The organism is Vibrio porteresiae DSM 19223 (assembly GCF_024347055.1).
GTDB lineage: Bacteria > Pseudomonadota > Gammaproteobacteria > Enterobacterales > Vibrionaceae > Vibrio > Vibrio porteresiae.
In genome coordinates this window covers 2493568-2518891 of record NZ_AP024895.1, presented here as the reverse complement: position 1 = coordinate 2518891, position 25324 = coordinate 2493568, and the positions used below count along the sequence as shown (strand labels likewise).

Here is a 25324-nt window from a genome sequence, read left to right as displayed (position 1 = left end):
TCTGCTAACAATGGTCCGTATGATATTCGTCATCCGGGCCATTTATTTTAGGGATATAAGACTATGAGCTACCAAGAAAAAAATGCAATGTCACCAATTATTGATGCGCTAGTACCTATGGTAGTAGAACAGACGTCTCGCGGTGAACGTTCTTATGATATCTATTCTCGTCTGTTAAAAGAGCGTGTCATTTTCTTAACGGGTCAAGTTGAAGACCACATGGCGAACCTAGTCGTGGCTCAACTGCTCTTCTTAGAATCTGAAAACCCTGATAAAGACATCTTCCTCTACATCAACTCTCCTGGTGGTAGCGTTACTGCTGGTATGTCTATCTATGACACCATGCAATTTATCAAACCTGACGTTAGCACAGTATGTATGGGACAAGCCGCATCAATGGGCGCATTCTTACTAGCGGGTGGCGCGAAGGGTAAACGTTATGCGTTACCAAACTCTCGCGTAATGATTCACCAGCCGCTAGGTGGTTTCCAAGGGCAAGCATCCGATATTCAAATCCATGCTCAGGAAATTCTTTCTATCAAACAGAAACTCAATAAGTTGCTCGCAGAGCATACTGGTCAGTCTATTGAAGTCATTGAACGTGATACCGATCGCGATAACTTCATGTCAGCGACTCAATCAGTAGAATATGGTTTGGTAGATGCTGTACTAACTCACCGTGGTGAGTAAAAATAGCAAGTAAAAGACTTGATGTCTGGTGTGTAGCAGTTCTGCAAATTGCTTCACGCAATTTGAATAAAATTGTTATACACTCAGACCTATATGTGTAAAGGCTAAGAGGTTAGCGAATGACAGATAAAAGCAAAGAGGGTGGTAGTAGTAAACTGCTTTACTGCTCTTTCTGTGGCAAAAGCCAGCACGAAGTTCGCAAGCTAATCGCAGGTCCATCAGTGTACATCTGTGACGAGTGTGTCGATCTCTGTAACGACATTATTCGCGAAGAGATTAAAGATGTTCTTCCTAAGAAGGAATCGTCGGCATTACCAACGCCGCGTCAGATTCGTGAACACCTTGATGACTATGTGATTGGCCAAGAACAAGCTAAGAAGGTGCTTGCGGTTGCGGTTTATAACCACTACAAGCGTTTACGTAACGGTGACACTACTAGTGAAGGCGTGGAACTTGGTAAGAGTAACATTCTGCTTATCGGTCCAACCGGTAGTGGTAAAACACTTCTTGCTGAAACGTTAGCGCGTTTCCTAGATGTACCGTTTACGATGGCCGATGCAACAACATTGACTGAAGCAGGTTACGTGGGTGAAGACGTTGAAAACATCATCCAAAAACTTCTTCAAAAATGTGACTACGACGTGGCTAAAGCTGAACGTGGTATTGTCTATATCGATGAAATCGATAAGATTTCTCGTAAGGCAGAAAACCCATCCATCACCCGTGATGTTTCTGGTGAAGGCGTTCAACAAGCACTATTGAAGCTTGTTGAGGGCACGGTTGCATCTGTTCCACCACAAGGTGGCCGTAAACATCCTCAACAAGAGTTCCTTCAAGTTGATACATCTAAGATCCTATTTATCTGTGGCGGTGCGTTTGCTGGCCTAGATAAAGTGGTTGAACAACGTGTATCAAAAGGAACGGGTATCGGATTTGCTGCTGAAGTGCACTCTAAAGATCAGAGTCAATCATTGAGTGAGCTATTTACTCAAGTTGAGCCTGAAGATTTAGTGAAGTATGGTTTGATTCCAGAGTTCATCGGTCGTTTGCCTGTAACGGCAACCCTGACTGAACTGGACGAAGCTGCGCTTATCCAAATTCTATGTGAACCGAAGAATGCACTGACTAAACAGTACGGCGCGTTGTTCGAACTAGAAAACGTAGATTTGGAATTCCGTGAAGACGCATTGAAAGCGATTGCTGCTAAAGCAATGAAACGCAAAACAGGTGCTCGTGGTCTGCGCTCTATTCTGGAAAATGTACTTTTGGAAACAATGTACGAACTTCCTTCCATGACCGACGTAAGTAAAGTGGTGATTGATGAATCCGTCATTAACGGTGAATCTGAACCATTGATGATTTACTCAAGTAAAGACAGCCAAGCTGCTGGCGCTGAGTAACTTCGGTTAAGAAAATAGCAAAGGAGGTAGAAATACCTCCTTTTTTTATGTTCTGTCATTGATTCCAGTGAGTTAGCCCCCATATACTGCCATATGAATTGAAGCGGAAGAGAGAAAAATATGAACTTGGAACGTTCCGAGCGTATCGAGATCCCCGTACTACCTCTGCGCGATGTAGTGGTTTACCCACACATGGTTATCCCTTTGTTTGTTGGTCGTGAAAAATCCATCCAATGCCTTGAAGCGGCGATGGATAACAACAAGCAAGTTCTCCTTGTCGCACAAAAGCAGGCGGAGACTGATGAGCCGACAGTATCTGATTTGTTTGAAGTTGGTACCGTTGCCACAATCTTGCAATTACTTAAGTTACCAGACGGTACAGTAAAGGTTCTTGTAGAAGGGCAACAACGCGCCAAAATCGAGAAATTCATCGAAGGTGATTACTTCTTTGCTGAGGCAGACTTTTTAATCACGCCAGAACTTGATGATAAAGAGCAAGAAGTGATTGTTCGCAGTGCGATTAATCAGTTCGAAGGCTTTATCAAGCTCAACAAAAAAATCCCACCTGAAGTATTGACCTCGCTTAACGGAATTGACGAAGCCGCGCGTCTTGCTGACACGATTGCTGCGCATATGCCGTTGAAATTGGCCGATAAACAGAAAGTGTTGGAAATTCTGGACGTAACAGAACGTCTTGAATTCCTCATGGGTCAAATGGAATCTGAAATCGATCTGCTGCAAGTTGAAAAACGCATTCGTAACCGAGTGAAAAAGCAGATGGAAAAATCTCAACGTGAGTACTATCTGAATGAGCAAATGAAAGCTATTCAGAAAGAACTGGGTGAGATGGACGATGCTCCAGACGAATTCGAAGCGTTAAAGCAGAAAATCGAAGCGTCAAAAATGCCAGCCGAAGCTCGTGAAAAAACTGAGCAAGAACTGCAAAAACTGAAAATGATGTCACCTATGTCTGCCGAAGCCACGGTAGTTCGTAGCTATATCGATTGGATGGTGAGCGTTCCTTGGCATAAACGTTCGAAAGTGAAGAAAGATCTGTCTAAAGCAGAAGAGATCTTAAACTCAGACCACTATGGTCTAGAACGTGTGAAAGAACGTATTCTTGAATATCTCGCGGTGCAAAGTCGTATCAACAAACTCAAAGGCCCGATCCTTTGTCTTGTTGGTCCTCCAGGTGTAGGTAAAACCTCACTTGGCCGTTCTATTGCAGCGGCAACCGGTCGTCAATACGTACGTATGGCACTGGGCGGCGTGCGTGATGAAGCAGAAATCCGTGGTCACCGTCGTACTTATATTGGTTCGTTACCAGGTAAGTTGATTCAGAAAATGGCGAAAGTTGGCGTCAAAAACCCACTGTTCCTATTGGATGAAATCGACAAAATGTCTTCTGACATGCGTGGTGACCCAGCTTCAGCATTGCTTGAAGTGCTTGATCCAGAGCAGAACAACTCGTTTAACGACCACTATCTAGAAGTGGATTACGATTTGTCTGACGTGATGTTTGTTGCGACTTCTAACTCAATGAACATCCCTGGTCCACTGCTTGACCGTATGGAAGTGATTCGTCTTTCTGGTTACACAGAAGATGAAAAATTGAACATTGCCAAACGTCACTTAGTGAGCAAGCAAATTGAGCGCAATGGTCTGAAAGAAAAAGAGATTACCATTGAAGACTCCGCCATTGTCGGCATCATTCGTTACTACACCCGAGAAGCTGGTGTTCGTGGCCTGGAACGTGAGATTTCAAAAATCTGTCGTAAAGCAGTGAAGAATATTCTGCTGAACAAAGAGATTTCGCACGTGACTGTGAACATGGAAAACCTAAAACATTACTTAGGTGTACAACGTTTTGATTACGGTAAAGCGGATGAGCATAACCGTATTGGTCAAGTCGTTGGTCTAGCTTGGACAGAAGTCGGTGGTGACCTACTGACTATTGAAGCACAATCGATGCCAGGCAAAGGTAAGATGACCCAAACTGGTTCATTGGGTGATGTGATGCAAGAGTCTATCCAAGCAGCAATGACAGTAGTACGTTCTCGCGCAGATAAGCTTGGCATTAATGCTGACTTCTATGAAAAACGTGATATTCACGTGCACGTACCAGAAGGTGCAACACCTAAAGATGGTCCAAGTGCGGGTATTGCGATGTGTACAGCGTTGGTTTCGAGCTTAACAGGCAACCCAGTTAAAGCTGACGTAGCGATGACTGGTGAAATCACTCTGCGTGGTGAAGTTCTACCAATTGGTGGCTTGAAAGAAAAACTGCTTGCCGCACACCGTGGTGGTATCAAAACGGTTCTAATTCCAAAAGATAACGAACGTGATTTGGAAGAGATTCCAGCCAATGTTATCGCTGATCTGGATGTACGTCCGGTGCGTTGGATTGATGAAGTTTTGAAAGTTGCACTGGTTAAAGACCCAACAGGCGTTGAGTTAGAGCCTGTAAAATAGTGATGTGCAGCAAAAATAAGTAAAAGATTACGCTGATCAGTCAAAAAAAGGCTTGTCAGCGTTTTTTTTGCCAGCTAACGTTAAGTCCTGTGGCGCAAGCCCTTTAATGACAAGGGTTGCGCCGCTTTTTGGAAAATAATGGAACGAACAGGCACCGAACAAAATAATAATTGGTGACCAAAGGGGAATCACAGTGAATAAAACACAATTAGTAGAACAAATCGCAGCGAATGCTGATATCTCTAAAGCATCTGCAGGTCGTGCCCTAGACGCATTCATCGAAGCAGTAACTAATACTCTTCAATCAGGTGACCAAGTTGCTCTTGTTGGCTTCGGTACTTTCCAGGTTCGTACTCGTGCAGCTCGCACTGGTCGTAACCCAAAAACTGGTGACGAAATCCAAATCGCAGAAGCTAAAGTGCCTTCATTCAAAGCTGGTAAAGCACTTAAAGACGCTTGCAACTAATTCGACTGATGCTAGTTACCTTTCCTAGCAAATAAATCGAACCTTTTTAAAATATGCGCATCCTACTGATGCGCATTTCTTTTTCTGTTATTATCGCGCTATTCAATTTTGAACGAAGTATCTCACTTCTTAATCCGGAGAGCAGTAACACTATGATGGATCGACTACGCGAAGGCGCTAATAGCATCGCGATTAAAGTTATTCTTGGACTCATCATCCTATCCTTCGTTTTTGCTGGCATCGGTAGCTACTTAGTCACTGGTAGCAACAATGCAGCGGCGAAAGTCGGGGACAGCCAAATCAGTCGTACTGAATTTGAACAGGAATATCAGAACGAACGTAATCGCATGCAAGCGCAATTAGGCGATTATTTTTCTAATCTTCTGGGTGACCCTGCTTACGTTGCCTCTTTCCGTAAATCCGTTCTTGATCGCATGATCAACAATCTTTTGGTAGAACAACAAGCTGAAAAACTTGGCTTGCGTGTAAGTGATGACCAAGTGCGTCAACAATTGCTTGCAATCCCAGCTTTCCAAAAAGATGGTAAATTCGACCAAGAGCTTTATCAATCAGCACTGCGTCGTGTTGGCTTTACGCCAGACTCGTTTGCTGAGTATCTACGCCAAGACCTTGTTCGTAACCAACTGATGTCAGCTCTGCAGGGCAGTGCTTTCAGCTTAAAAGGTGAAGTTGACCAACAGGCTGCGTTGATTAACCAAACTCGTGATGTTCGTACGATTACGCTAAAAACAGCCGATTTCGCGAAAAAAGTTAAGTTGAGCGATGACGAAATCAATCAGTACTACAAAGAACATCCAGAAGCTTATACTCGTCCAGAGCAAGCAAAAATTTCTTACGTTGAACTCTCTGCACAAGCACTTCAATCTCAGATTAAAGTGACTGATCAAGACGTTCAACAGTACTACAAAGAGCACCAAGACAAATACTCGACCGCTGAGCAGCGTAAAGTTAGCCACATCTTGATCAAAGATGATGAGAAGAAAGCGGAGTCAGTGTTAAGCCAACTTAAAGCGGGTGCGGACTTTGCTACGTTAGCGAAGAAAGAGTCTCAAGATGTTGGTAGCGCAACGGATGGTGGTTCTTTAGGTTGGATTGAACATGACACTATGGACCCTGAGTTTGAGAAAGCGGCATTTGCACTGACTAAAGTCGGTGAGCTTTCAGGTGTAGTGAAATCGGCATTTGGTTACCACATCATCAAGTTAGATGAAGTTAAAGCTGGTCAAGTTAAACCACTAAAAGACGTTGCGGCTCAAATTCGCACCGAGCTTGAAACGCAAAAAGCAGTGGATAAATTCTACGACTTGCAAAGTAAGCTGGAAAAAGTGGCATTTGAATCACCAGACTCTTTAGACGAAGCAGCAAAAGCGGTTGGCGGCAAAGTGGTGACGACTGATTTCGTTTCAGCTCAAGATGCACCAAAGCTACTGCAAGGCGACGACGTACAGAAGGCACTGGCAACACCTGAAGTGAAAGAAGACGGCCTTAACTCAGAAGTAATTGAGATTGCTCCTGAACATGTTGTGGTGGTTCGTGTTGAAGAATCTCGTCCAGAGCAAGTCCTTCCGCTGACACAAGTGAAAGAGCAAGTGGTTAAGCAATTAACGGATGTTAAAGCGAATGAAGCTGCGGCTACATTAGCGGATCAGTTAGTTGTTGCTTTGACTAAGGGTGATGATGCACTGTTAAAAGCGAATCAGTTGAATTTCAGTGATGTGGAAACGATCGACCGTAATTCACCATTGGCTGAATCTGTATTTGCGATGGCTAAACCAGAAGAGGGTAAAGCGACATACACTCGTGCTACCGATGCAGAACACAACATTGTTGTAGTTAAGCTGGAAAAAGTCACTACGCATGCAGACAGCAAGTACCAAAAACAAATTGGTCAGCAATTGACCCAAATTTCGGTACAGCAAGATATGGCAGGTATTCTAGCCATTCTACGTGCTAACACTGACATCAAATATTATGTGAAGTAATTCCCAGCATATTATGTTGTTGATGTGATGAAAGACGGGCTCCTAATGGAGCCCGTCGTATTTTCTAGCAGGCTAAGTCGGTAAGTTTCCATCTTGTTTGTAGGATGCATTCGTCCATTAAGACACAATAGGGAAAACAAACAATGAACCACAAACACTTACTGCTCAGTACTTTGTTGCTATTAGGTATTCCGAGTGTTCAAGCCGCGACCAATAGCACACAAAAAAGCGAACAAGTTCAGATCACGGTCAACGTGAATAAAGCCTCTGCAGAGGAGCTATCGACGTTACTCAAAGGTGTAGGTTTGTCGAAAGCCAAAGCGATAGTGCAATATCGTGAAGCAAACGGTCCATTTAAAACCAAGGATGACCTCGCCAAAGTGAAAGGTATCGGTAAATCGATCATCAAGAAAAACGAGCAACGCATTTTGCTGTAATGTTGAGCGGTTTGACACAGAAAGCCCAATCTATTGTGATTGGGCTTTTTTTATCTGACAAAATCTATCACTGCGATGATTCAAAACTGGCACATAGACGCGATTGTTATTATAATTTCGGGCCGGTAAAACGCTGTCAGTTGAGGCTGCGTAATTAACACTAAGTGGAGTAAAACATGTCCTCTCAAACACCGGTAGTGACCGTCGATGGACCAAGCGGAGCGGGTAAAGGTACGCTCTGTATGTTATTGGCAAAAAAACTTGGTTTCCATCTGCTCGATTCTGGCGCTATTTATCGCGTGTTGGCTTTGGCCGCAATTCACCACGGTGTGGATACTGAATCAGAAGAGGCGTTGGTTCCATTAGCGACTCACCTGGATGTGCAATTTATCGCAGAAGGCGATCTTGTGCGTGTGATCTTAGAAGGTGAAGACGTTTCTGGTGAACTACGCAAAGAAGAAACCGGTATGGCAGCGTCAAAAGTCGCCGCATTGCCACGTGTTCGTGAAGCACTACTTCGCCGCCAACGTGCCTTTGCTGATGGTGCTGGTTTAGTCGCTGATGGCCGTGACATGGGAACAGTGGTTTTCCCTGCTGCGGAAGTCAAAATATTTCTTGATGCAAGTGCAGAAGAACGTGCGCGCAGACGCTTTAAGCAGTTGCAACTTAAGGGCTTAGATGTTAAATTTGACGCCCTTTTAAGCGAAATCCAAGAGCGTGACGATCGTGATCGTAATCGCCCGGTGGCTCCATTACGCCCCGCAGAGGATGCGCTAGTACTTGACTCCACAGAAATGTCGATTGACGAAGTGGTGGTTCAAGCACTGAATTACATTGAATCTAAGCTTCCACGAGCCTAATTGCATCGGGGAAGTAAAGAGCGTTGGTCGCAAGGATGATGACTAGCGAAGTTAATAACCCCATGAGGTAGGATACCCGTGGACGTTTACTTAAATTGAAGATTATTTAAATGACTGAATCTTTTGCTCAACTCTTTGAAGAGTTTCTAAACGAGACTGAATTCCAACAAGGTACTATCGTTAAAGGTACTGTAGTAGCTATCGAAAACGGCTACGTTCTTGTTGACGCAGGTCTTAAGTCTGAATCTGCTATCCCAGCTGAACAGTTCAAAAACGCTGCTGGCGAACTAGAAGTTCAAGTAGGTTCTGAAGTAGATGTTGCTCTAGACGCTGTAGAAGACGGTTTCGGTGAAACTCAACTTTCTCGTGAGAAAGCAAAACGTCACGAAGCTTGGATCGTTCTTGAAAAAGCATACGAAGAAGCTGAAACTGTTGTTGGTATCATCAACGGTAAAGTTAAAGGCGGTTTCACTGTTGAACTTAACGGTATCCGTGCGTTCCTACCAGGTTCTCTAGTAGACGTACGTCCTATCCGTGACACAGCTCACCTAGAAAACAAAGAGCTAGAGTTCAAAGTTATCAAGCTTGACCAGAAACGTAACAACGTTGTTGTTTCTCGTCGTGCTGTTATCGAATCAGAAAACAGCGTTGAGCGTGACGAACTTCTTGAAACTCTACAAGAAGGTACTGAAGTTAAAGGTATCGTTAAGAACCTTACTGACTACGGCGCGTTCGTTGACCTTGGCGGTGTTGACGGTCTTCTACACATCACTGACATGGCTTGGAAACGCGTTAAGCACCCATCTGAGATCGTTAACGTTGGTGATGAAATCACTGTTAAAGTTCTTAAATTCGACCGTGAACGTACTCGCGTATCACTAGGTCTGAAACAGCTTGGCGAAGATCCATGGGTTGCAATCGCAGCTCGTTACCCAGAAGGTCACAAACTGACTGGTCGCGTAACTAACCTAACTGACTACGGCTGCTTCGTTGAAATCGAAGAAGGCGTTGAAGGTCTAGTTCACGTTTCAGAAATGGATTGGACTAACAAGAACATCCACCCTTCTAAAGTTGTTAATGTTGGCGACGAAGTTGAGGTTATGGTTCTTGATATCGACGAAGAACGTCGTCGTATCTCTCTAGGTCTAAAACAGTGTAAAGCTAACCCATGGCAATCATTTGCAGAAATGCAAGCTAAGGGCGACAAAGTTACTGGTAAGATCAAGTCTATCACTGACTTCGGTATCTTCATCGGTCTTGAAGGCGGCATCGACGGTCTAGTTCACCTATCTGACATCTCTTGGAACGTTCCTGGAGAAGAAGCAGTACGTGAATACAAGAAAGGCGACGAAATCTCTGCAGTAGTTCTAGCAGTAGACGCAGAGCGTGAACGCATTTCTCTAGGCGTTAAACAAATGGAAAACGACCCATTTAACGCTTACGTTGCTGACAACAAGAAAGGTGCTCTAGTTAACGGTACTGTTACTGCAGTAGACGCTAAAGGCGCAACTATCGAACTTGAAGATGGCGTTGAAGGTTACATCCGCGCTTCTGAAGCTTCACGTGACCGCGTTGAAGATGCAACTCTAGTTCTTAACGTTGGCGACAAAGTTGAAGCGAAATTTACTGGCGTTGACCGTAAAAACCGCGTAATCAACCTGTCTATCAAAGCGAAAGACGAAGCTGAAGAGCAAGAAGTTATGGCTACTCTGAACAAGCAAGAAGATGCTGCGTTCGGTAACGCTATGGCTGACGCTTTCAAAGCTGCTAAAGGCGAATAATCGACCTTGATGAAAAAGGAGCCATCCTGGCTCCTTTTTTTTGTCTATAATTTAGAAGTAATTCCTGTTCTTACATCACTTTTGCGCATTTTTTACACACGTGTTTAGCAAAGTTGTGTAAACTGGATCAAAATTCCAATATCAAAGCGTGAAGTTTTTAACCAATAGCTCTCAAGTGTTTGTTGGAATTGGCATTACTTACTATAATGAGTGTGAACAACTCAAAGAGGGAAACTATGACTAAGTCTGAATTGATCGAAAGACTCTGCGCTGAACAAACTCACTTGTCTGCAAAAGAGATCGAAGATGCGGTGAAAGACATTCTTGAACATATGGCATCTACGTTGGAAGATGGAGAGCGCATCGAAATTCGTGGTTTCGGTAGTTTCTCTTTACATTTTCGTGAGCCTCGTGTTGGCCGCAATCCTAAAACTGGTGACAAAGTGGAGTTGGAAGGGAAGTACGTTCCACACTTTAAACCTGGCAAAGAATTGCGCGAACGTGTAAACGAAAGTCTCTGATTACTAAACGCATTTCTTAAAAGCGGCATGCTATTACAAGCGTGCCGCTTTTTTATAGCATGAATGCCGATTAGACGTGGTTTGTGGCGCGATTTTCCTGCATAATCATGGGGGCTCATTCCTGAATAGGTGACGCGTATGAAAATTATAAAAATTGTACTCATTCTGGCTCTGTTTCTGATCGCGTTAGCGTTGGGAGCTCAAAACCAAGAAGTAGTCACTTTTAACTATTTGTTGGCTCAGGGACAGTTCCATCTTTCGACATTACTTGGAAGCGTTTTTGTTGTTGGGTTTGTATTGGCGTGGATACTCTTTGTGGGTGTGCATCTCAAATCAAAATTTAAAATTCGTAAACTGAATAAACAATTAAAAAAGCAGACTGCCAAGAACGATGTCTCTGCAGATCAGAACTGATTTGATAGGATAAGGCTGTTTTTTAATGTTAGAAATACTGTTCTTGTTATTACCAATCGCTGCTGCATATGGTTGGTATATGGGGCACCGCAGTGCTCAGCAAGATAAACAGAAACAATCTCACCAAATCTCTCGTCAGTATGTGACGGGGTTGAACTTGCTATTGTCTGATCAATCGGACAAGGCGGTTGATCACTTCATTGAACTTTTGCAAGTCGATAACGATACCATCGATACCCATCTTGCATTAGGCAATCTTTTTCGGTCCCGCGGTGAAGTTGACCGTGCCATTCGCATTCACCAAAATTTGATTTCACGTACCGGTCTTACGATTGACCAAAAGAACTTAGCGCTACAACAATTGGCTAAGGACTATATGGTTTCGGGCTTTTTGGACCGTGCAGAACGCATTTTTGAACAATTGGTTGATGAACCAGAGCATCGTGAATCGGCTCTGCAGCAGCTCACAGCGATTTATCAGCAGACTCGTGAATGGCATAAAGCCATTGAGTGCGCTCAAGCCTTAGTTAAGATGGGGCGAGATAAAAACAAAACCAATATCGCGCATTTCTGGTGTGAACTTGCCATGCAAGAGAAAGGGGAAGGGCATCATGACAAAGCGATTCAACTCTTTAAGAAAGCGTTACAAATCGATCCTATGTGCGTGCGCGCCAGTATCTCTTTAGGTAAATTGTATCTAGAGCACGAAGATTACTCGCACACCGTGGAATATTTGCGTCAAGTGGTAACCCAAGATATCGATTTTATTGGGGAAGTGTTGCCGATTATGGCTGACTGTTATTATCACTTAGGCCAAGAACATGAGTTAGTTCGCTTCTTGCGTGAATGTATTGCTCATAATGCGGGTGTATCAGCGGAACTGATGTTAGCGCATTTGGTTGCGAAGCATGAAAGCACAGCTTCTGCTCAGGATCTGTTGACTCGTCAGTTAGTTAAGAACCCGACGATGAAGGGGTTCTACCGTCTGATTGATTACCACATTGCTGAGGCAGAAGAGGGTCGTGCCAAAGAGAGTTTGTTAACGCTGCAAAAATTGGTTGGTGAACAACTTAAAGCGAAGCCGCATTACCGTTGCCGTCAATGCGGTTTTTCAACACATTCACTTTATTGGCATTGCCCTTCATGTAAGAGCTGGGGATGCATCAAACCTATCCGTGGATTGGATGGGGAATAATGGTATTGAAATTATTATGCAGCCTATGGGCTGCATTTTTTTGTACAGAGAAAACCCCCAGCTTGGCTGGGGGGTTCCGTTGAGCTTATAGCTATAAGTCAGTTATAAAACCCCTTTCAATTTGTTAGAAATACCTTGTGGTCTGGCAACTACAAGAGTTAATCAGAAATTGAAAGGGGGTCCCAATATGGGGGACGAGAAGAGCTTAGCTCACACAAGATGGAACTGTAAATATCATATAGTATTCGTGTAATCGCACCCAAATATAGAAGGCAGGTGTTCTACGGTGAAAAACGTCGAGCAGTTGGAGAAATCTTGCGAAAGCTATGTGAATGGAAAGACGTGAATATACTCGAGGCTGAATGCTGTAAAGATCATGTTCATATGCTTTTAGAAATCCCACCGAAGTTGAGTGTTTCAGGTTTTATGGGATATTTAAAAGGTAAAAGTAGTTTGATGCTCTATGAGCGATTTGGGGATTTGAAGTTCAAATACCGAAATCGAGAATTTTGGTGCCGGGGTTATTACGTTGATACAGTCGGCAAAAATACAAGCCAGATCCAAAGTTACATCAAGCATCAATTAGATCAAGATAAAATGGGAGAGCAACTGTCGATCCCATATTCAGGTAACCCGTTTACGGGTCGCAAGAAATAGTCATATGCAAATGTCAGATCACGATGCGCCTGCTAGGGCGCTGCTGGTAGGAGAGCCTTATAGGCGCATATGAAAAACCTCCGGCTATGCCGGAGGATATTTTTTTTAGTGTAAATAAGTTAGGAGTACAAATGAACGATCCAAAAGTAATTGTAGCTTTAGATTATGATAATCAAGCAGATGCTTTTGCCTTTGTTGATAAAATCGATCCAGCGACCTGTCGTCTTAAAGTGGGCAAAGAGATGTTCACCTTATTCGGTCCAGATTTTGTTAAAGAGCTACATCGTCGTGGATTTCAAGTATTCCTAGATTTGAAGTTTCATGATATTCCCAATACTTGTTCGAAAGCAGTTCGTGCTGCGGCTGAATTGGGTGTGTGGATGGTGAACGTGCATGCTAGTGGCGGTGAGCGCATGATGGCGGCGTCACGTGAAATTTTAGAGCCGTATGGTAAAGATCGCCCTCTGCTTATTGGTGTAACCGTACTAACGAGTATGGAACAGTCTGATCTGCAAGGTATTGGTATCGACCGTTTGCCACAAGAGCAGGTGATTACACTGGCGACATTAACTAAAAACGCAGGCCTCGATGGTGTGGTGTGTTCTGCCCAGGAAGCATCATTGCTGAAAAGTCAGCTTGGTAAAGAGTTTAAGCTTGTTACCCCTGGTATTCGCCCAGCAGGCTCTGCAGCTGGTGATCAACGCCGTATTATGACCCCATATGATGCAGTACAAGAAGGGTCAGATTACCTTGTGATTGGTCGCCCAATTACTCAAGCAGCAAACCCTGCCCAAGTGTTGCTTGATATTAACGCAACGCTAGTGTAACTCTCGTATTGATTACTAAACGAAAAGGGCAGTATTCATACTGCCCTTTTTTCATTGGTGTGCTTCGCAAATTATGCGGGGATACCACTGTGGAATTTGAACTCTTGATCGGGAGTTGAAATGAGTTCTGCTTCTACACGTCCGAAATAAGCAATACGTTCACTAATATCTTTTCCTGCGATTTGTTCTGCAAGGGTCAAATAGTCTTGATAGTGGCGAGCTTCTGAGCGTAGCAAAGAGATATAAAATCGTGCCATATCTTCATCAAGATAAGGGGCAAGCTTAGCAAATCGCTCGCAAGAACGAGCTTCAATGTAAGCACCTACTATCAATTTATCGATAAGTGTTTGTGGCTCATGAGTCTTCATATGAGAAAGTAAGCCCTTAGCGTATCGGCTTGCAGGAATCGATTCGTACGCGATACCACGTTGCTCCATAATCTCAAGTACTTGATAGAAGTGGTGAAGCTCCTCTTTGATGAGTAATACCATTTTATCAATCAAATCTTGGCTATAGGGCGAATCCGATTTTGCCATGATAGCTTTGGATATTTGGCTTTTCCCTTTCAATGTTTCAATCGAGCCTAAATCACGGTAGGCGAAATCCTCATAAGGCTTAAACCAATCTAACAATGAATGTTGGCTGGTCTGATCAACAGCGTATTTACGAATAAGGTACATGGCGGATTGACCTGCTTTGAGTTCACACAGCAAGTGATCGAGCAGTAATACACGTAAGTTTTCTGGTTTTCGCGCTTCAGTGATCCATTCATCAGGGGTTGAGCATTGCAAAAACTGATTGATGGGTTGGAGCAATTGTTGGATAGCGTCTTCTTGAATAATCATAATAATAAGCAGTAAAAAAGGCCGTCGTTGACGGCCTTTAAATAAGTGATGATGCCTGTTAAACGAGGCTTAATGTTACCATTTTTTCTTCTCACCGAAGAGCGCTTCCATGTCACTATCGTGTTCATTGGCTTCGATTTGGTGAAGTTCTGCTTCGCTCTTAGATTGACGACGTTTTTCCAGTTCGTCATACATCGTCTGAAGTTTTTCGCGTGCTTGGTTTGAGTAAGCGTCATTTTTTGCGCTCAATACGTCAATACCTTTACGTAGCAGTTGTAACGCAGTTCCTGGTTGGCCACGCACAATCGCATCATTGGAACGTTTGATGACGTTCTCAATGTTGATTTTGATCTGAATGTTTTCAAGACGTGCGTTTTCAGCAACGAACGATTGAGTATCAAAACGACCTTTATTGTGTTCGCTGCGAATGGTGTCACGCAGGCGTTTTACCAACTTCAGCATCAATAGCGCTTGTTTATCGCTGCTTGGGACTTTGAACGAGGTGCTTTCACCGCCAGGATGATTCGCTTTTAGTTGGTCCACTTGATTGCGCATATTGGCAATTCGTTGTTCCAAATTTTTGTCTTTGGGATCTATCTCATACATCGTCTCGAGAGCATCCAATATTCTGGTGTTCAGACAAACGAGGAGATCTTTACTAAATGGCATGTGATGCGCGTTACCGATCAAATCTTCTGTTGCATCGATAATAGCAATGTATTTTGCCGCTTCCTGCTTCTTTGTGGTTTCTAGACGCACTTTATACTGGAGCATAATGTTGTAACCTAGCACCAATATGAGCAATACAGCAACTAGAGCGATGATTAAACCAATATTCATATAATCCAAGTCTTCATTATTTCGAATGACCAACAACTAGCAAGGATACACTATCCGTGCTAATCAACACACCCACAAATTTACATTTTTCATTATTACTGTTTTATCAACAGAAAGCCGTATCTGAATGTTGAGTTTGGGCGACACTTGGCAATTTTTCCATAGGATGCATAAAAAGATTAAGAATTGTTGCAACTAATTGCGGTTTATCCTTTGAAAAGCAGCATGAACACGATATAACTATTTCATATAAATACGGTGTCATAAGTATTGTGTCCACTTTAGGGAAAATCGGGATAGTTCATGAAGTTACAACAATTAAAATACATTGTTGAGGTGGTTAATCATAACCTAAACGTCTCAGCGACGGCCGAGAGTCTCTATACGTCTCAGCCGGGTATTAGTAAGCAAGTTCGGATGTTAGAGGATGAACTGGGGATACAGATTTTTGAACGAAGCGGCAAGCATCTCACGCAAGTCACGCATGCTGGAGATGAAATAGTACGGATAGCGACGGAAATCTTGTCACGAGTGGAGAGCATCAAGTCTGTCGCAGGAGAGCACACCCATCCGCAAATGGGGTCACTTCACATCGCTACCACCCATACTCAAGCCCGCTACGCACTTCCTTCCGCCATTAAACAATTTACTCATCAATATCCTCGCGTGTCACTGCACATGCATCAGGGAACGCCAGCGCAAATGTCTGAATCGATTGCTAAAGGTTCAGCTAACTTTGCGATTGCAACGGAATCAATGCACCTTTATGAAGATGCCGTTATGCTCCCATGTTACCGTTGGAATCGCTCGATTGTGGTTCCTAAAGACCATCCTCTTGCTACCAAAGAAAAAGTGACCATATCCGATTTAGCTGCATACCCTTTAGTCACTTATGTCTTTGGTTTTATTGGGCGTTCGGAGTTGGATGCTGCATTTCATCGCGAAGGGTTAACACCACGCATTGTATTTACTGCGACAGATGCTGATGTCATTAAGACCTACGTGCGCATGGGCATTGGTGTGGGTGTTGTTGCCAGTATGGCAATCGATAAGGTTGCCGACAGCGACTTAGTCGCTATCGATGCTCGGCATATGTTCGGTGATAGCACTACGAGTATTGGATTTCGTCGTGGCACCTTTTTACGTTCTTATATGTTTGATTTTATGCAGTTGTTTGCGCCGCATTTAACTCGTCCCGTGGTTGAACAAGCGATAACACTCAAATCAAACTCAGAAATTAATGAGATGTTTAAAGACATTGTTTTACCGACCCGCTAGCAATTTCGATTGAGTTTTTTTTTCTGACTTCTAGAATACCGCCACTGACGTTTTGGGGGCGGTATGAAAGCGACTTTTAACCAACTCACTGAGTTTTTGCTGCGACAACAAGATTTTTGGCGCTTTGAACCTTTTTTACAGTCTCTGCATTTCGGCTATCCTAGCGCATGGCAGCAGAACATGCCTCAATTGATCGATTGGCTCACTAAGCTTGATCTCAAACACGTTGAAGCATTACAAGATGACGCAAAACTTCACATTGCCGAGTTAAGTCCGTTTTTTCCTGAAATAGTTGAGTTGCAACACTCTCTGAACAGTTTTGTTTTGCCGACAGAAATAGCCCAACAGCCACAGGGTGCTGAGTCTCGATTATTGACCGGTGTTCCAGGGCGTAAAATGGCTCAGATTCTGGCGATCACTCAAGAAATTGATCGCCAATCTGGCGTTAAAGGACCATGGCTTGAGTGGTGTTCAGGCAAAGGATATCTTGGCCGATTACTGGCTTATCGTTATCAAGCTCCGGTAGTCAGTTTCGAATTTCAGCAAGCATTATGTAACGATGGGCAAGCATTTGCTGATCAGCAGCATTTGCCGATGTGCTTTGTGCAAGGTGATGCATTTGATGCGAATGCCAAGACACTCTTTGAATCTAAAGCACACGTTGTCGCTTTGCACGCTTGTGGCGATTTACATACGGTGATGCTCAAACATGCGGTTGAGCATCACTGTCAAGCAATCTCGTTTTCTCCGTGCTGTTACCATTTGATTAAGAGCGAATCCTATCAACCCCTATCTGTGACGGCGCAGCAAAGTGCTTTGTTACTGTCGCGCAATGAATTACGTATTCCCCTACAAGAGACGGTAACTGGGGGAGAGCGTGTACGGCGTCATCGCCAAACGGAAATGGTGTATCGCCTAGGGTTTCAAGCACTAGGCAAAGATGTGCTTGGTTTTGGCGATTATGAAACAGTCCCCAGTATCAAAAAATCATTGCTCGATTTAGGCTTTACGCATTTTTGCCGATGGGCTTGTGATGAGAAAGGCTGGACATTGCCTGCAGCAGTGGATTGGTGTCATTACCAAAGCATTGGCGAGCAGCAATTCCAATTGATGGAAAAGTTGAGTGCAGTGCAAGGGGCATTTCGTCGTTTATTGGAGTGGTGGTTAGTACTCGATCGCATGCTGTTCCTTGACGAGCATGGTTACGATGTCACGGTCAGTGAGTTTTGCTCACGTGCCATTACCCCGCGCAATTTTTTCATTCAAGGGATAAAACGCTCCTGATAAGCAGTGAGTCGCTATCAGGAGCTTTTGGTTCGTTTTAATTGTTGAGCAGTTCTAATGCTGACACATAAGGTAAATTAGCGCCGACGGCGACCTCTTGGCATGTGATATGTCCTAAATAGACATTCAGTCCATTACGTAATCCTTCATCTTGCAATAGAGCTTTTTTCACGCCTAAGTTTGCCAACTTTATGATGTAGGGGAGCGTGGCATTGTTAAGTGCATAGGTGGATGTTTTTGCCACAGCTCCGGGCATATTGGCGACGCAGTAATGTACGACACCGTCAACGATGAATGTCGGGTTATCGTGGGTTGTCGGGTGGGAGGTTGCAAAACACCCACCTTGGTCAATTGCTACATCGACAACCGCTGCTCCTTGCTTCATCTGGCGGATATGATCTGCTGTGATAAGTTTTGGTGCTGCCGCTCCAGGTATCAAAACCGCACCAATGACGAGGTCCGCACCGAGTATTTGTTGCTCAATTGCCTCTTTTGTGGAATAAAGTAATTGAATTCGCCCCTGAAACTCTTGGTCTAACCGACGTAATGTGTCAAGATGGCGATCGAGTACTGTGACGTTGGCACGCAAACCCGCAGCCATTCGTGCTGCATTAGCTCCAACGACCCCACCGCCAAGAATAAGGACATTGGCTGGTGCGACGCCGGGAACACCACCAAGTAGCAATCCCTGCCCACCTTGGGATTTTTCAAGGATTTGCGCACCTGCTTGAATGGACATTCTTCCAGCGACTTCGGACATTGGGGCTAGTAGTGGTAGCCGACCCATATTATCTGTTACAGTCTCGTAGGCTATACAGATGGCTTTGCTCTTGATAAGCGCTTCAGTTTGTGGAAAATCTGGAGCAAGGTGCAAATAAGTAAATAATATTTGCCCCTCTTTTAGCAAAGTTCTTTCGATAGCTTGAGGTTCTTTAACCTTTACAATCATATCTGCGAGCGCATAGACGTCTGCAGCTTTGGGTAGAATGGATGCACCTACAGCGATGTAGTCATCGTCTGAAATGCCGATGCCGTTACCGGCATTTGTTTCTACATACACTTGGTGACCGTGTGAGACCAGTTCTCTGACACTAGCAGGAACCATTCCGACTCGGTATTCGTGGTTCTTGATTTCTCTCGGCACGCCAATGATCATTCTGCCCCCTCGAAAAAGTATGGTTGTATTAACTATTTATAGAGTGTTAGTACGAATTTAACACTAGTATAGTTGCTGGTTGTTTATATTTGATGCTAAATTTTAATAAGTTGTAGCATATATGTTTGCAAGGAAGTAATAAGGTGGAATAAAAAATGGTAGACAACTATAAGAAGCCGTCCAAGGATTTAGACCGTATTGACCGCAATATACTCAATGAGTTGCAGAAAGATGGTCGTATTTCAAACGTAGAGTTATCCAAGCGCGTGGGGCTTTCACCTACACCGTGTTTGGAGCGTGTACGACGTCTTGAGCGTCAAGGTTATATCACAGGTTATACAGCATTACTGAATCCACAATATCTGGATGCTTCGTTACTGGTGTTTGTTGAAATTACTCTGAACCGTGGTGCTCCAGATGTGTTTGAACAATTCAACACGGCAGTGCAAAAGCTGGATGATATTCAAGAGTGTCACCTTGTTTCCGGTGATTTCGACTATCTTTTAAAGACACGCGTATCAGATATGGGTGCGTATCGTAAACTGCTTGGGGATACGCTACTGCGTTTGCCTGGCGTGAACGACACTCGTACTTACGTGGTAATGGAAGAAGTCAAACAATCCAACCAACTGGTAATTAAAACTCGTTAAGCGAAGTTGCCCTAAAAAGTGCAACTTCTTGCCACATTCTGACTTTGGCTAATTGGGTTTTTGACCTAGGTATGGTTAAATCTTTTGACAAATCGAGCGGCTTCGGCCGCTCGGACTGTTTTCACACCCAGAATATGCGTATATTGTTTACCATATTGGCTCAAGTCATAATCAAGTTGGTTTATGTTCAAAGAGAACAAGAAAAAAGTAGAGACCATAGTGAAAACCGGTGAGCTATCACCGATCTTTCGTCTTAATGGTGTCGAACGATTAAAAGAGTGTGGACTGATTCTAGCTGTATTGGCGTCAGTTCTATTGGCCGTATCCCTATTTACGTTTAACCCCGCCGATCCTTCTTGGTCGCAAACTGCATGGGGAAGCAATATCCACAACGCAGGTGGCCTGCTAGGTTCGTGGGTGGCGGACACGTTGTTTTTTGTTTTTGGATCACTGGCCTATCCAATTCCATTTCTGCTGACATTAGGTGCGTGGATTACTCTGCGTAAACGGTCGGTGGATGAACCTGTTGATTTGATGCTCTGGGGCACCCGTTTGCTGGGGCTGATTGTGCTCATGCTAACCAGTTGCGCACTAGCTGACATCAACTTTGATGACCTTTGGTATTTCTCTTCTGGGGGGGTGATTGGTGATGTCATTACCAGCCTCTCGATTCCAACGCTGAACGTTTTAGGTACGACGCTTGCCATGCTGTTTTTATGGGGAGCAGGTTTTACTTTGCTAACGGGGATTTCCTGGTTACGTATTGTTGAGCGTCTCGGTGAAAAATGCATCAGCGGTTTCCAATGGTTAGCCAATCGCATGCGTGGTGAAAAAGAAGAAGTTATTACCCCTCATCTTGCTGAACCTAACATTGCAGGTGACCTTGCTGTTATTGATACGCCTGCAGAACATGATCCGCTTATCGCTGCCAATCTTGATGATGAACCTGAACTTGTCGCGCAAGGGCAGGGGGATGGCGTCGCTCCAGTTGCTGATGAAGATGAGTATGCAGAAGTGGTGCAGACGGCGCGTCGATTTAATATTCATGTTCCTGAACGTAGAGAGAGAGCCGTTGTTGAGCCACAGCATGCTCAACCTGAGCCTACTTACACCTATGATGAGGACGATGAGGATGAGATGCCACGTAGTAAGCAGCTCAATGCCACTATCGCTGAACTGGATATGGATGCGCGTGAGCACGATGACTATGCTGTTGAATCTCTTCAACAAGTCGAATCTCAAACGAATCAGTATGATGAAGAGATGCCTTGGCATGACGACGAGGATGAGCTTGCTAAAACTGAATTTTCTATCGATGCCGATGACGATGTGGGACCTAGTATTTCCCATCTTGATATCGATGATGATAGTGACTCGGATTTCTACATTGCAGACCAAGCGGATGATGATGACGAGCCGGATCAAGATGTAAAAGCTTTCCAAAACTTGGTGGCAGAAGCACAAACCAATGCCGCAGCGAGTCAAAACCCATTTTTGATGCAAAAGCAGACGGTATTGCCGAAACCCGCAGAACCTATGCCAACTCTTGAACTACTTTATCACCCAGAAAAGCGTGAAGATTTCATCGACCGTGCTGCGTTGGAAGAAATCGCACGTCTGGTTGAGTCAAAACTGGCCGACTACAAAATCCAAGCTAAAGTGGTGGATATTTTCCCTGGTCCCGTCATTACTCGCTTCGAACTCGACTTAGCACCGGGTGTGAAAGTAAGTCGTATTTCGAGTTTGTCGATGGACTTGGCGCGTTCATTGTCAGCAATTGCTGTACGTGTTGTTGAAGTGATTCCGGGCAAACCATACGTTGGTCTTGAACTTCCTAATATCACACGTCAAACCGTTTATCTATCAGATGTGGTTGCAAGTGAACAGTTTGAACGCTCTAAATCACCCACGACTATGGTACTTGGGCAGGATATCGCCGGTGATGCTGTCGTCACCGATTTGTCCAAAATGCCACACGTGTTAGTCGCGGGTACCACAGGTTCAGGTAAATCGGTTGGTGTTAACGTCATGATTCTGAGTATGTTGTATAAATCAACGCCGGAAGATGTTCGCTTTATCATGATTGACCCGAAAATGTTGGAACTGTCCGTTTATGAGGGGATTCCCCATCTTTTGGCGGAAGTTGTAACCGACATGAAAGATGCGTCTAACGCACTAAGATGGTGTGTAGGCGAGATGGAGCGTCGCTATAAGTTAATGTCTGTATTGGGTGTACGTAACCTTAAGGGCTTTAACGAAAAACTCAAAATGGCAGCAGAAGCCGGTCATCCAATTCATGACCCATTGTGGCGTGAAGGGGACAGTATGGATCCTGAGCCACCATTGCTTGAAAAGCTGCCATATATCGTGGTGGTCGTTGACGAATTTGCTGACCTAATGATGGTCGTTGGTAAGAAAGTGGAAGAGTTGATTGCACGTTTGGCTCAGAAAGCACGTGCGGCAGGTATCCACCTAATCTTGGCAACTCAACGTCCATCGGTAGATGTCATCACTGGTCTCATTAAAGCCAACATTCCAGCGCGTATTGCGTTTACTGTTTCAACCAAAACTGACTCACGAACCATTCTTGATCAGGGTGGGGCTGAATCGCTACTTGGTATGGGTGATATGCTCTATTTACCACCAGGTTCTAGCCATACCATCCGTGTCCACGGTGCATTTGCATCGGATGATGATGTGCATGCAGTGGTTAATAACTGGAAAGCGCGCGGCAAACCTAATTACATCGATGAAATTACATCCGGCGATCAAAGTCCAGAGATGATGCTGCCGGGCGAGCGAATGGAATCAGATGAAGAGATTGATCCTCTGTTTGACCAAGTGGTAGAGCATGTTGTGGAAACTCGTCGTGGTTCAGTATCTGGCGTGCAGCGTCGCTTTAAGATCGGGTATAACCGAGCCGCTCGTATTGTCGAGCAGCTGGAAGCTCAGGGGATAGTAAGTGCTCCGGGGCATAACGGTAACCGAGAAGTATTGGCTCCGGCACCCATGCGTGATTAAGTGTCTGTAAGCTAAAACTCAGAAACATAAAAGGGCGTTTATCTTGAAGATAAACGCCCTTTTTATTTTGTAGGGGCTTATTGCAATTAACGCTTGTGACTAAATTGAGCGATGATGATGATAGCTAAAGCAACTAAGTTACCCGCAAAAATAACCACTAACCATTGTGGCATAGATAAGGTTAAAAACTGCCATACGATTTGGCTGCAGTCGCCGTAAGCTTCAAACATCCAAGGCATCCAGTGATTCAATGGTAGCCAACTAGGCAGAGTAACGAAGAGATCGCAAGTATGGAATGGCGATGGGTTCATCTGGTATTCGACATGTTGCATCGCCAAGGTTAACCCTTTAATCGCTGCAACGCCCCAACCTGCCAAACCTATCCAACGGAAAAAGCTGTTTTGTGGAGCGATAGCACCAACTATAGCTGCTAAGCCTATACCGAGCATCGCTAAGCGTTCGTAAATGCACATCACACAAGGTGCAAGCATCATAACATGTTGAAAAAACAGCGCACAAGATTCAAAAATAATAATGCACAGGAGTAACAGTAACCAGGCTTTGCGCTGACGTGAAAAAGTATTGAGTGTGGAGAGAATGTTCACAGGATCATCCTTGGTTAAAAATAAAAGCTCTGAAATCTCAGAGCTTTTTATCTTGAAATAGTTTCATTGCCAAGGCAAATTTTAATGACTTGATACTGCTGTGCCTACTGCTTGCATAGCGTGGTGTGATATCCATCCTAAATCGTAGAAATACGCCGTTGCCGGTTCCACAAAAAAGACGATAGATAGCAAGCCAACCACAGTAAGTGCGATGGTGTAAGGCAATGCCATGATCACCATTCTGCCGTAAGAGAGGCGAATTAATGGCGCTAGCGCAGAGGTCAGCAGGAACAAGAACGCAGCTTGACCATTAGGCGTAGCGACCGATGGAAGGTTTGTCCCAGTGTTAATCGCAACCGCTAAGAGGGCAAATTGATCTGGGTCGATCACCCCATGCAGTAACGCTGCTTTTACTTCATTGATGTAAACCGTACCAACGAAAACGTTGTCCGATACCATCGATAACAGGCCGTTTGCTACATAGAAAAGCGCTAACTGCGAACCTTTATCCTCGATGTGTAATACCCAATCGATAATTGGCGTAAACAGGTTTTGGTCGATAATCACGGCAACGACGGAGAAGAACACCGCCAGCAACGCGGTAAATGGTAGCGCTTCTTCAAAGGCTTTACCCAGAGAATGCTCTTCAACTACGCCCGTAAAGGCTGTCGCAAGGATAATGACAGACAAACCGATTAAGCCTACCGCAGCGACGTGCAGCGCAAGACCCAAAATCAACCAAATAGCAATCAGTGCTTGAATGATGAGTTTTGCCACGTCTTGTTTAGTCCGGTTTTTACGTTCTTCTTGGTTAAAGTCATTCAGTATTTGGCGTACCGCAACAGGTAGTTGTGCACCATAACCACACAAATGGAATTTTTCGACCAAGATACAGACCAATAAGCCAGAAATGAAAACGGGCACGGTAACAGGGGACATGCGCAGCAAGAATTCGCCAAAGAGCCATCCTGCTTGGTCTGCAATGATCAAGTTTTGTGGCTCACCCACCATGGTGGTTACACCACCTAACGCGGTACCGATACCAGCGTGCATCAACAAAGAACGCAGAAAACCACGGTATTGCTCTAAGTCGTCGCGGGTAAGCTCTGGTATTGATTCATCATGGGTATGGTCGTGGCTAGAACTGGTACCTTGCCCCGATGCTACTTTGTGATAAATCGAATAAAAACCGACAGCCACACTGATGATCACTGCGATAACGGTTAGCGCATCAAGGAACGCCGATAAAAATGCGGCTGCCACACAAAAGGCGACAGATAGAGCGATTTTTGAGCGTATTCCAAGCAGAATCTTTGTAAAGATGAACAGCAGTAGCTGCTTCATGAAGTAGATACCGGCCACCATGAAGACCAACAGCAGAAGAACTTCAATGTTGGCAACCAGCTCATGTTTTACTTGTTCTGGGCTGGTCATACCGATAGCAATCGCTTCAATCGCTAACAGGCCACCAGGTTGCAGTGGATAACATTTTAACGCCATTGCTAACGTGAAAATGAACTCCACCACCAGTAACCAGCCAGCAGCAAAGGCGTTGATAAAGAAAAATACGATAGGGTTAATGATTAGAAATGCAATAATGGCAACTTTGTACCAATCTGGTGCTTTTCCAAGGAAATTCTTGATAAAAGCGTTTCCTAGGGATATTGGCATGATGATTACTCTTATCTGTTGTTATGAATAGACACTGCTTAAATACTGACTATGAGAACTCGATGAGACGTTAATCGTTGAATATCACCGCGACGTTTCGCATTGGCGAAGCATCTAACGTACGCAATACCCAAAGATATCGAAGCATAGTACATCAACATCAGCGGTGTGTTTGCTAAACAATAATGGTCTATTAATAGCCTGAGTGTGTATGTGAAGTGATTAGCCCCAAGCTACCCCTAAAAGCGATG

Annotated in this window: 21 protein-coding genes and 1 pseudogene; 17 read left to right on the top strand and 5 right to left on the bottom strand. The window is 44.3% G+C overall.

The window, feature by feature from the left end; all coding sequences use genetic code 11:
- Positions 1-63 precede the first annotated feature (63 nt).
- The 13 genes and pseudogenes from clpP to pyrF all read left to right on the top strand — a co-directional run bounded on the left by clpP (position 64) and on the right by pyrF (position 13723).
- Positions 64-690 carry an ATP-dependent Clp endopeptidase proteolytic subunit ClpP gene (clpP, locus tag OCV11_RS11515; RefSeq protein WP_261892992.1) on the top strand — a complete coding sequence of 209 codons (627 nt, stop codon included), beginning with the start codon at positions 64-66 and terminating at the stop codon, positions 688-690.
- A 119-nt stretch (positions 691-809) separates the two neighbouring features.
- Positions 810-2090: an ATP-dependent protease ATP-binding subunit ClpX gene (gene clpX, locus OCV11_RS11510; protein WP_261892991.1), complete on the top strand. Its 1281-nt coding sequence runs from the start codon at positions 810-812 to the stop codon at positions 2088-2090.
- 120 nt (positions 2091-2210) lie between these two features.
- A complete protein-coding gene (gene lon / locus OCV11_RS11505) occupies positions 2211-4562 on the top strand; it encodes an endopeptidase La (protein WP_261892990.1) in 2352 nt (783 codons plus the stop codon).
- Positions 4563-4755: 193 nt separating this feature from the next.
- On the top strand, positions 4756-5028 hold the full coding sequence (locus OCV11_RS11500) for an HU family DNA-binding protein (RefSeq protein ID WP_261892989.1): 273 nt from the start codon (positions 4756-4758) through the stop codon (positions 5026-5028).
- A 152-nt stretch (positions 5029-5180) separates the two neighbouring features.
- Positions 5181-7031, top strand: a complete 1851-nt coding sequence (gene ppiD, locus OCV11_RS11495) for a peptidylprolyl isomerase (RefSeq protein ID WP_261892988.1) — start codon at positions 5181-5183, stop codon at positions 7029-7031.
- Positions 7032-7174: 143 nt separating this feature from the next.
- Positions 7175-7468, top strand: coding sequence for a ComEA family DNA-binding protein (locus OCV11_RS11490; RefSeq protein WP_261892987.1), 294 nt, complete (start codon positions 7175-7177; stop codon positions 7466-7468).
- A gap of 176 nt (positions 7469-7644) precedes the next feature.
- Positions 7645-8328 carry a (d)CMP kinase gene (gene cmk, locus OCV11_RS11485; RefSeq protein ID WP_261892986.1) on the top strand — a complete coding sequence of 228 codons (684 nt, stop codon included), beginning with the start codon at positions 7645-7647 and terminating at the stop codon, positions 8326-8328.
- Between the two features lie 110 nt (positions 8329-8438).
- Entirely contained in the window at positions 8439-10109 is a 1671-nt protein-coding gene (gene rpsA, locus OCV11_RS11480) for a 30S ribosomal protein S1 (RefSeq protein WP_261892985.1), read from the top strand.
- Positions 10110-10315: 206 nt separating this feature from the next.
- Positions 10316-10630 (top strand): integration host factor subunit beta, encoded by a 315-nt coding sequence (gene ihfB, locus OCV11_RS11475; RefSeq protein WP_261892984.1) that lies wholly within the window; start codon positions 10316-10318, stop codon positions 10628-10630.
- A 138-nt stretch (positions 10631-10768) separates the two neighbouring features.
- Entirely contained in the window at positions 10769-11044 is a 276-nt protein-coding gene (locus tag OCV11_RS11470) for a LapA family protein (protein ID WP_261892983.1), read from the top strand.
- 25 nt (positions 11045-11069) lie between these two features.
- Positions 11070-12239 carry a lipopolysaccharide assembly protein LapB gene (gene lapB, locus OCV11_RS11465; RefSeq protein WP_261892982.1) on the top strand — a complete coding sequence of 390 codons (1170 nt, stop codon included), beginning with the start codon at positions 11070-11072 and terminating at the stop codon, positions 12237-12239.
- A gap of 187 nt (positions 12240-12426) precedes the next feature.
- Positions 12427-12896, top strand: a pseudogene (tnpA, locus tag OCV11_RS11460) (IS200/IS605 family transposase).
- 131 nt (positions 12897-13027) lie between these two features.
- Positions 13028-13723, top strand: coding sequence for an orotidine-5'-phosphate decarboxylase (gene pyrF, locus OCV11_RS11455; RefSeq protein ID WP_261892981.1), 696 nt, complete (start codon positions 13028-13030; stop codon positions 13721-13723).
- A gap of 71 nt (positions 13724-13794) precedes the next feature.
- Here pyrF and miaE read toward each other — a convergent pair whose 3' ends face one another.
- Complete coding sequence (gene miaE / locus OCV11_RS11450) at positions 13795-14565, bottom strand: tRNA isopentenyl-2-thiomethyl-A-37 hydroxylase MiaE (RefSeq protein ID WP_261896290.1); 771 nt, start codon at positions 14563-14565, stop codon at positions 13795-13797.
- 78 nt (positions 14566-14643) lie between these two features.
- A complete protein-coding gene (locus OCV11_RS11445; RefSeq protein ID WP_261892980.1) occupies positions 14644-15408 on the bottom strand; it encodes a DNA repair protein in 765 nt (254 codons plus the stop codon).
- 303 nt (positions 15409-15711) lie between these two features.
- On the opposite strand from OCV11_RS11445, the gene cysB reads away from it, so the two are divergent.
- Both cysB and OCV11_RS11435 read left to right on the top strand, forming a co-directional pair.
- Positions 15712-16686 (top strand): HTH-type transcriptional regulator CysB, encoded by a 975-nt coding sequence (cysB, locus tag OCV11_RS11440; protein WP_261892979.1) that lies wholly within the window; start codon positions 15712-15714, stop codon positions 16684-16686.
- Between the two features lie 63 nt (positions 16687-16749).
- Entirely contained in the window at positions 16750-17970 is a 1221-nt protein-coding gene (locus OCV11_RS11435) for an SAM-dependent methyltransferase (RefSeq protein WP_261892978.1), read from the top strand.
- 37 nt (positions 17971-18007) lie between these two features.
- Here the strand turns inward: OCV11_RS11435 and ald are convergent, their stop codons facing one another.
- A complete protein-coding gene (gene ald, locus OCV11_RS11430) occupies positions 18008-19126 on the bottom strand; it encodes an alanine dehydrogenase (protein WP_261892977.1) in 1119 nt (372 codons plus the stop codon).
- A 155-nt stretch (positions 19127-19281) separates the two neighbouring features.
- On the opposite strand from ald, the gene lrp reads away from it, so the two are divergent.
- Positions 19282-19776 (top strand): leucine-responsive transcriptional regulator Lrp, encoded by a 495-nt coding sequence (gene lrp, locus OCV11_RS11425; protein WP_261892976.1) that lies wholly within the window; start codon positions 19282-19284, stop codon positions 19774-19776.
- A gap of 183 nt (positions 19777-19959) precedes the next feature.
- A complete protein-coding gene (locus tag OCV11_RS11420; protein ID WP_261892975.1) occupies positions 19960-22797 on the top strand; it encodes a DNA translocase FtsK in 2838 nt (945 codons plus the stop codon).
- Positions 22798-22883: 86 nt separating this feature from the next.
- Here the strand turns inward: OCV11_RS11420 and dsbB are convergent, their stop codons facing one another.
- Both dsbB and nhaB read right to left on the bottom strand, forming a co-directional pair.
- Positions 22884-23402 (bottom strand): disulfide bond formation protein DsbB, encoded by a 519-nt coding sequence (gene dsbB / locus OCV11_RS11415; protein WP_261892974.1) that lies wholly within the window; start codon positions 23400-23402, stop codon positions 22884-22886.
- Between the two features lie 81 nt (positions 23403-23483).
- Positions 23484-25073 carry a Na(+)/H(+) antiporter NhaB gene (gene nhaB, locus OCV11_RS11410; protein WP_261892973.1) on the bottom strand — a complete coding sequence of 530 codons (1590 nt, stop codon included), beginning with the start codon at positions 25071-25073 and terminating at the stop codon, positions 23484-23486.
- Between the last annotated feature and the right edge of the window lie 251 nt (positions 25074-25324).

Bases quoted from the DNA above. Each gene is read 5' to 3' on its own strand.
- rpsA (WP_261892985.1), top strand. From the start codon at position 8,439: ATGACTGAATCTTTTGCTCAACTCTTTGAAGAGTTTCTAAACGAGACT.
- lon (WP_261892990.1), top strand. From the start codon at position 2,211: ATGAACTTGGAACGTTCCGAGCGTATCGAGATCCCCGTACTACCTCTG.
- OCV11_RS11490 (WP_261892987.1), top strand. From the start codon at position 7,175: ATGAACCACAAACACTTACTGCTCAGTACTTTGTTGCTATTAGGTATT.
- clpX (WP_261892991.1), top strand. From the start codon at position 810: ATGACAGATAAAAGCAAAGAGGGTGGTAGTAGTAAACTGCTTTACTGC.
- clpP (WP_261892992.1), top strand. From the start codon at position 64: ATGAGCTACCAAGAAAAAAATGCAATGTCACCAATTATTGATGCGCTA.
- OCV11_RS11435 (WP_261892978.1), top strand. From the start codon at position 16,750: ATGAAAGCGACTTTTAACCAACTCACTGAGTTTTTGCTGCGACAACAA.
- pyrF (WP_261892981.1), top strand. From the start codon at position 13,028: ATGAACGATCCAAAAGTAATTGTAGCTTTAGATTATGATAATCAAGCA.
- ald (WP_261892977.1), bottom strand. From the start codon at position 19,126: ATGATCATTGGCGTGCCGAGAGAAATCAAGAACCACGAATACCGAGTC.
- OCV11_RS11445 (WP_261892980.1), bottom strand. From the start codon at position 15,408: ATGAATATTGGTTTAATCATCGCTCTAGTTGCTGTATTGCTCATATTG.
- OCV11_RS11470 (WP_261892983.1), top strand. From the start codon at position 10,769: ATGAAAATTATAAAAATTGTACTCATTCTGGCTCTGTTTCTGATCGCG.
- lrp (WP_261892976.1), top strand. From the start codon at position 19,282: ATGGTAGACAACTATAAGAAGCCGTCCAAGGATTTAGACCGTATTGAC.
- cmk (WP_261892986.1), top strand. From the start codon at position 7,645: ATGTCCTCTCAAACACCGGTAGTGACCGTCGATGGACCAAGCGGAGCG.
- ihfB (WP_261892984.1), top strand. From the start codon at position 10,316: ATGAGTGTGAACAACTCAAAGAGGGAAACTATGACTAAGTCTGAATTG.
- OCV11_RS11420 (WP_261892975.1), top strand. From the start codon at position 19,960: ATGTTCAAAGAGAACAAGAAAAAAGTAGAGACCATAGTGAAAACCGGT.
- cysB (WP_261892979.1), top strand. From the start codon at position 15,712: ATGAAGTTACAACAATTAAAATACATTGTTGAGGTGGTTAATCATAAC.
- nhaB (WP_261892973.1), bottom strand. From the start codon at position 25,073: ATGCCAATATCCCTAGGAAACGCTTTTATCAAGAATTTCCTTGGAAAA.
- ppiD (WP_261892988.1), top strand. From the start codon at position 5,181: ATGATGGATCGACTACGCGAAGGCGCTAATAGCATCGCGATTAAAGTT.
- lapB (WP_261892982.1), top strand. From the start codon at position 11,070: ATGTTAGAAATACTGTTCTTGTTATTACCAATCGCTGCTGCATATGGT.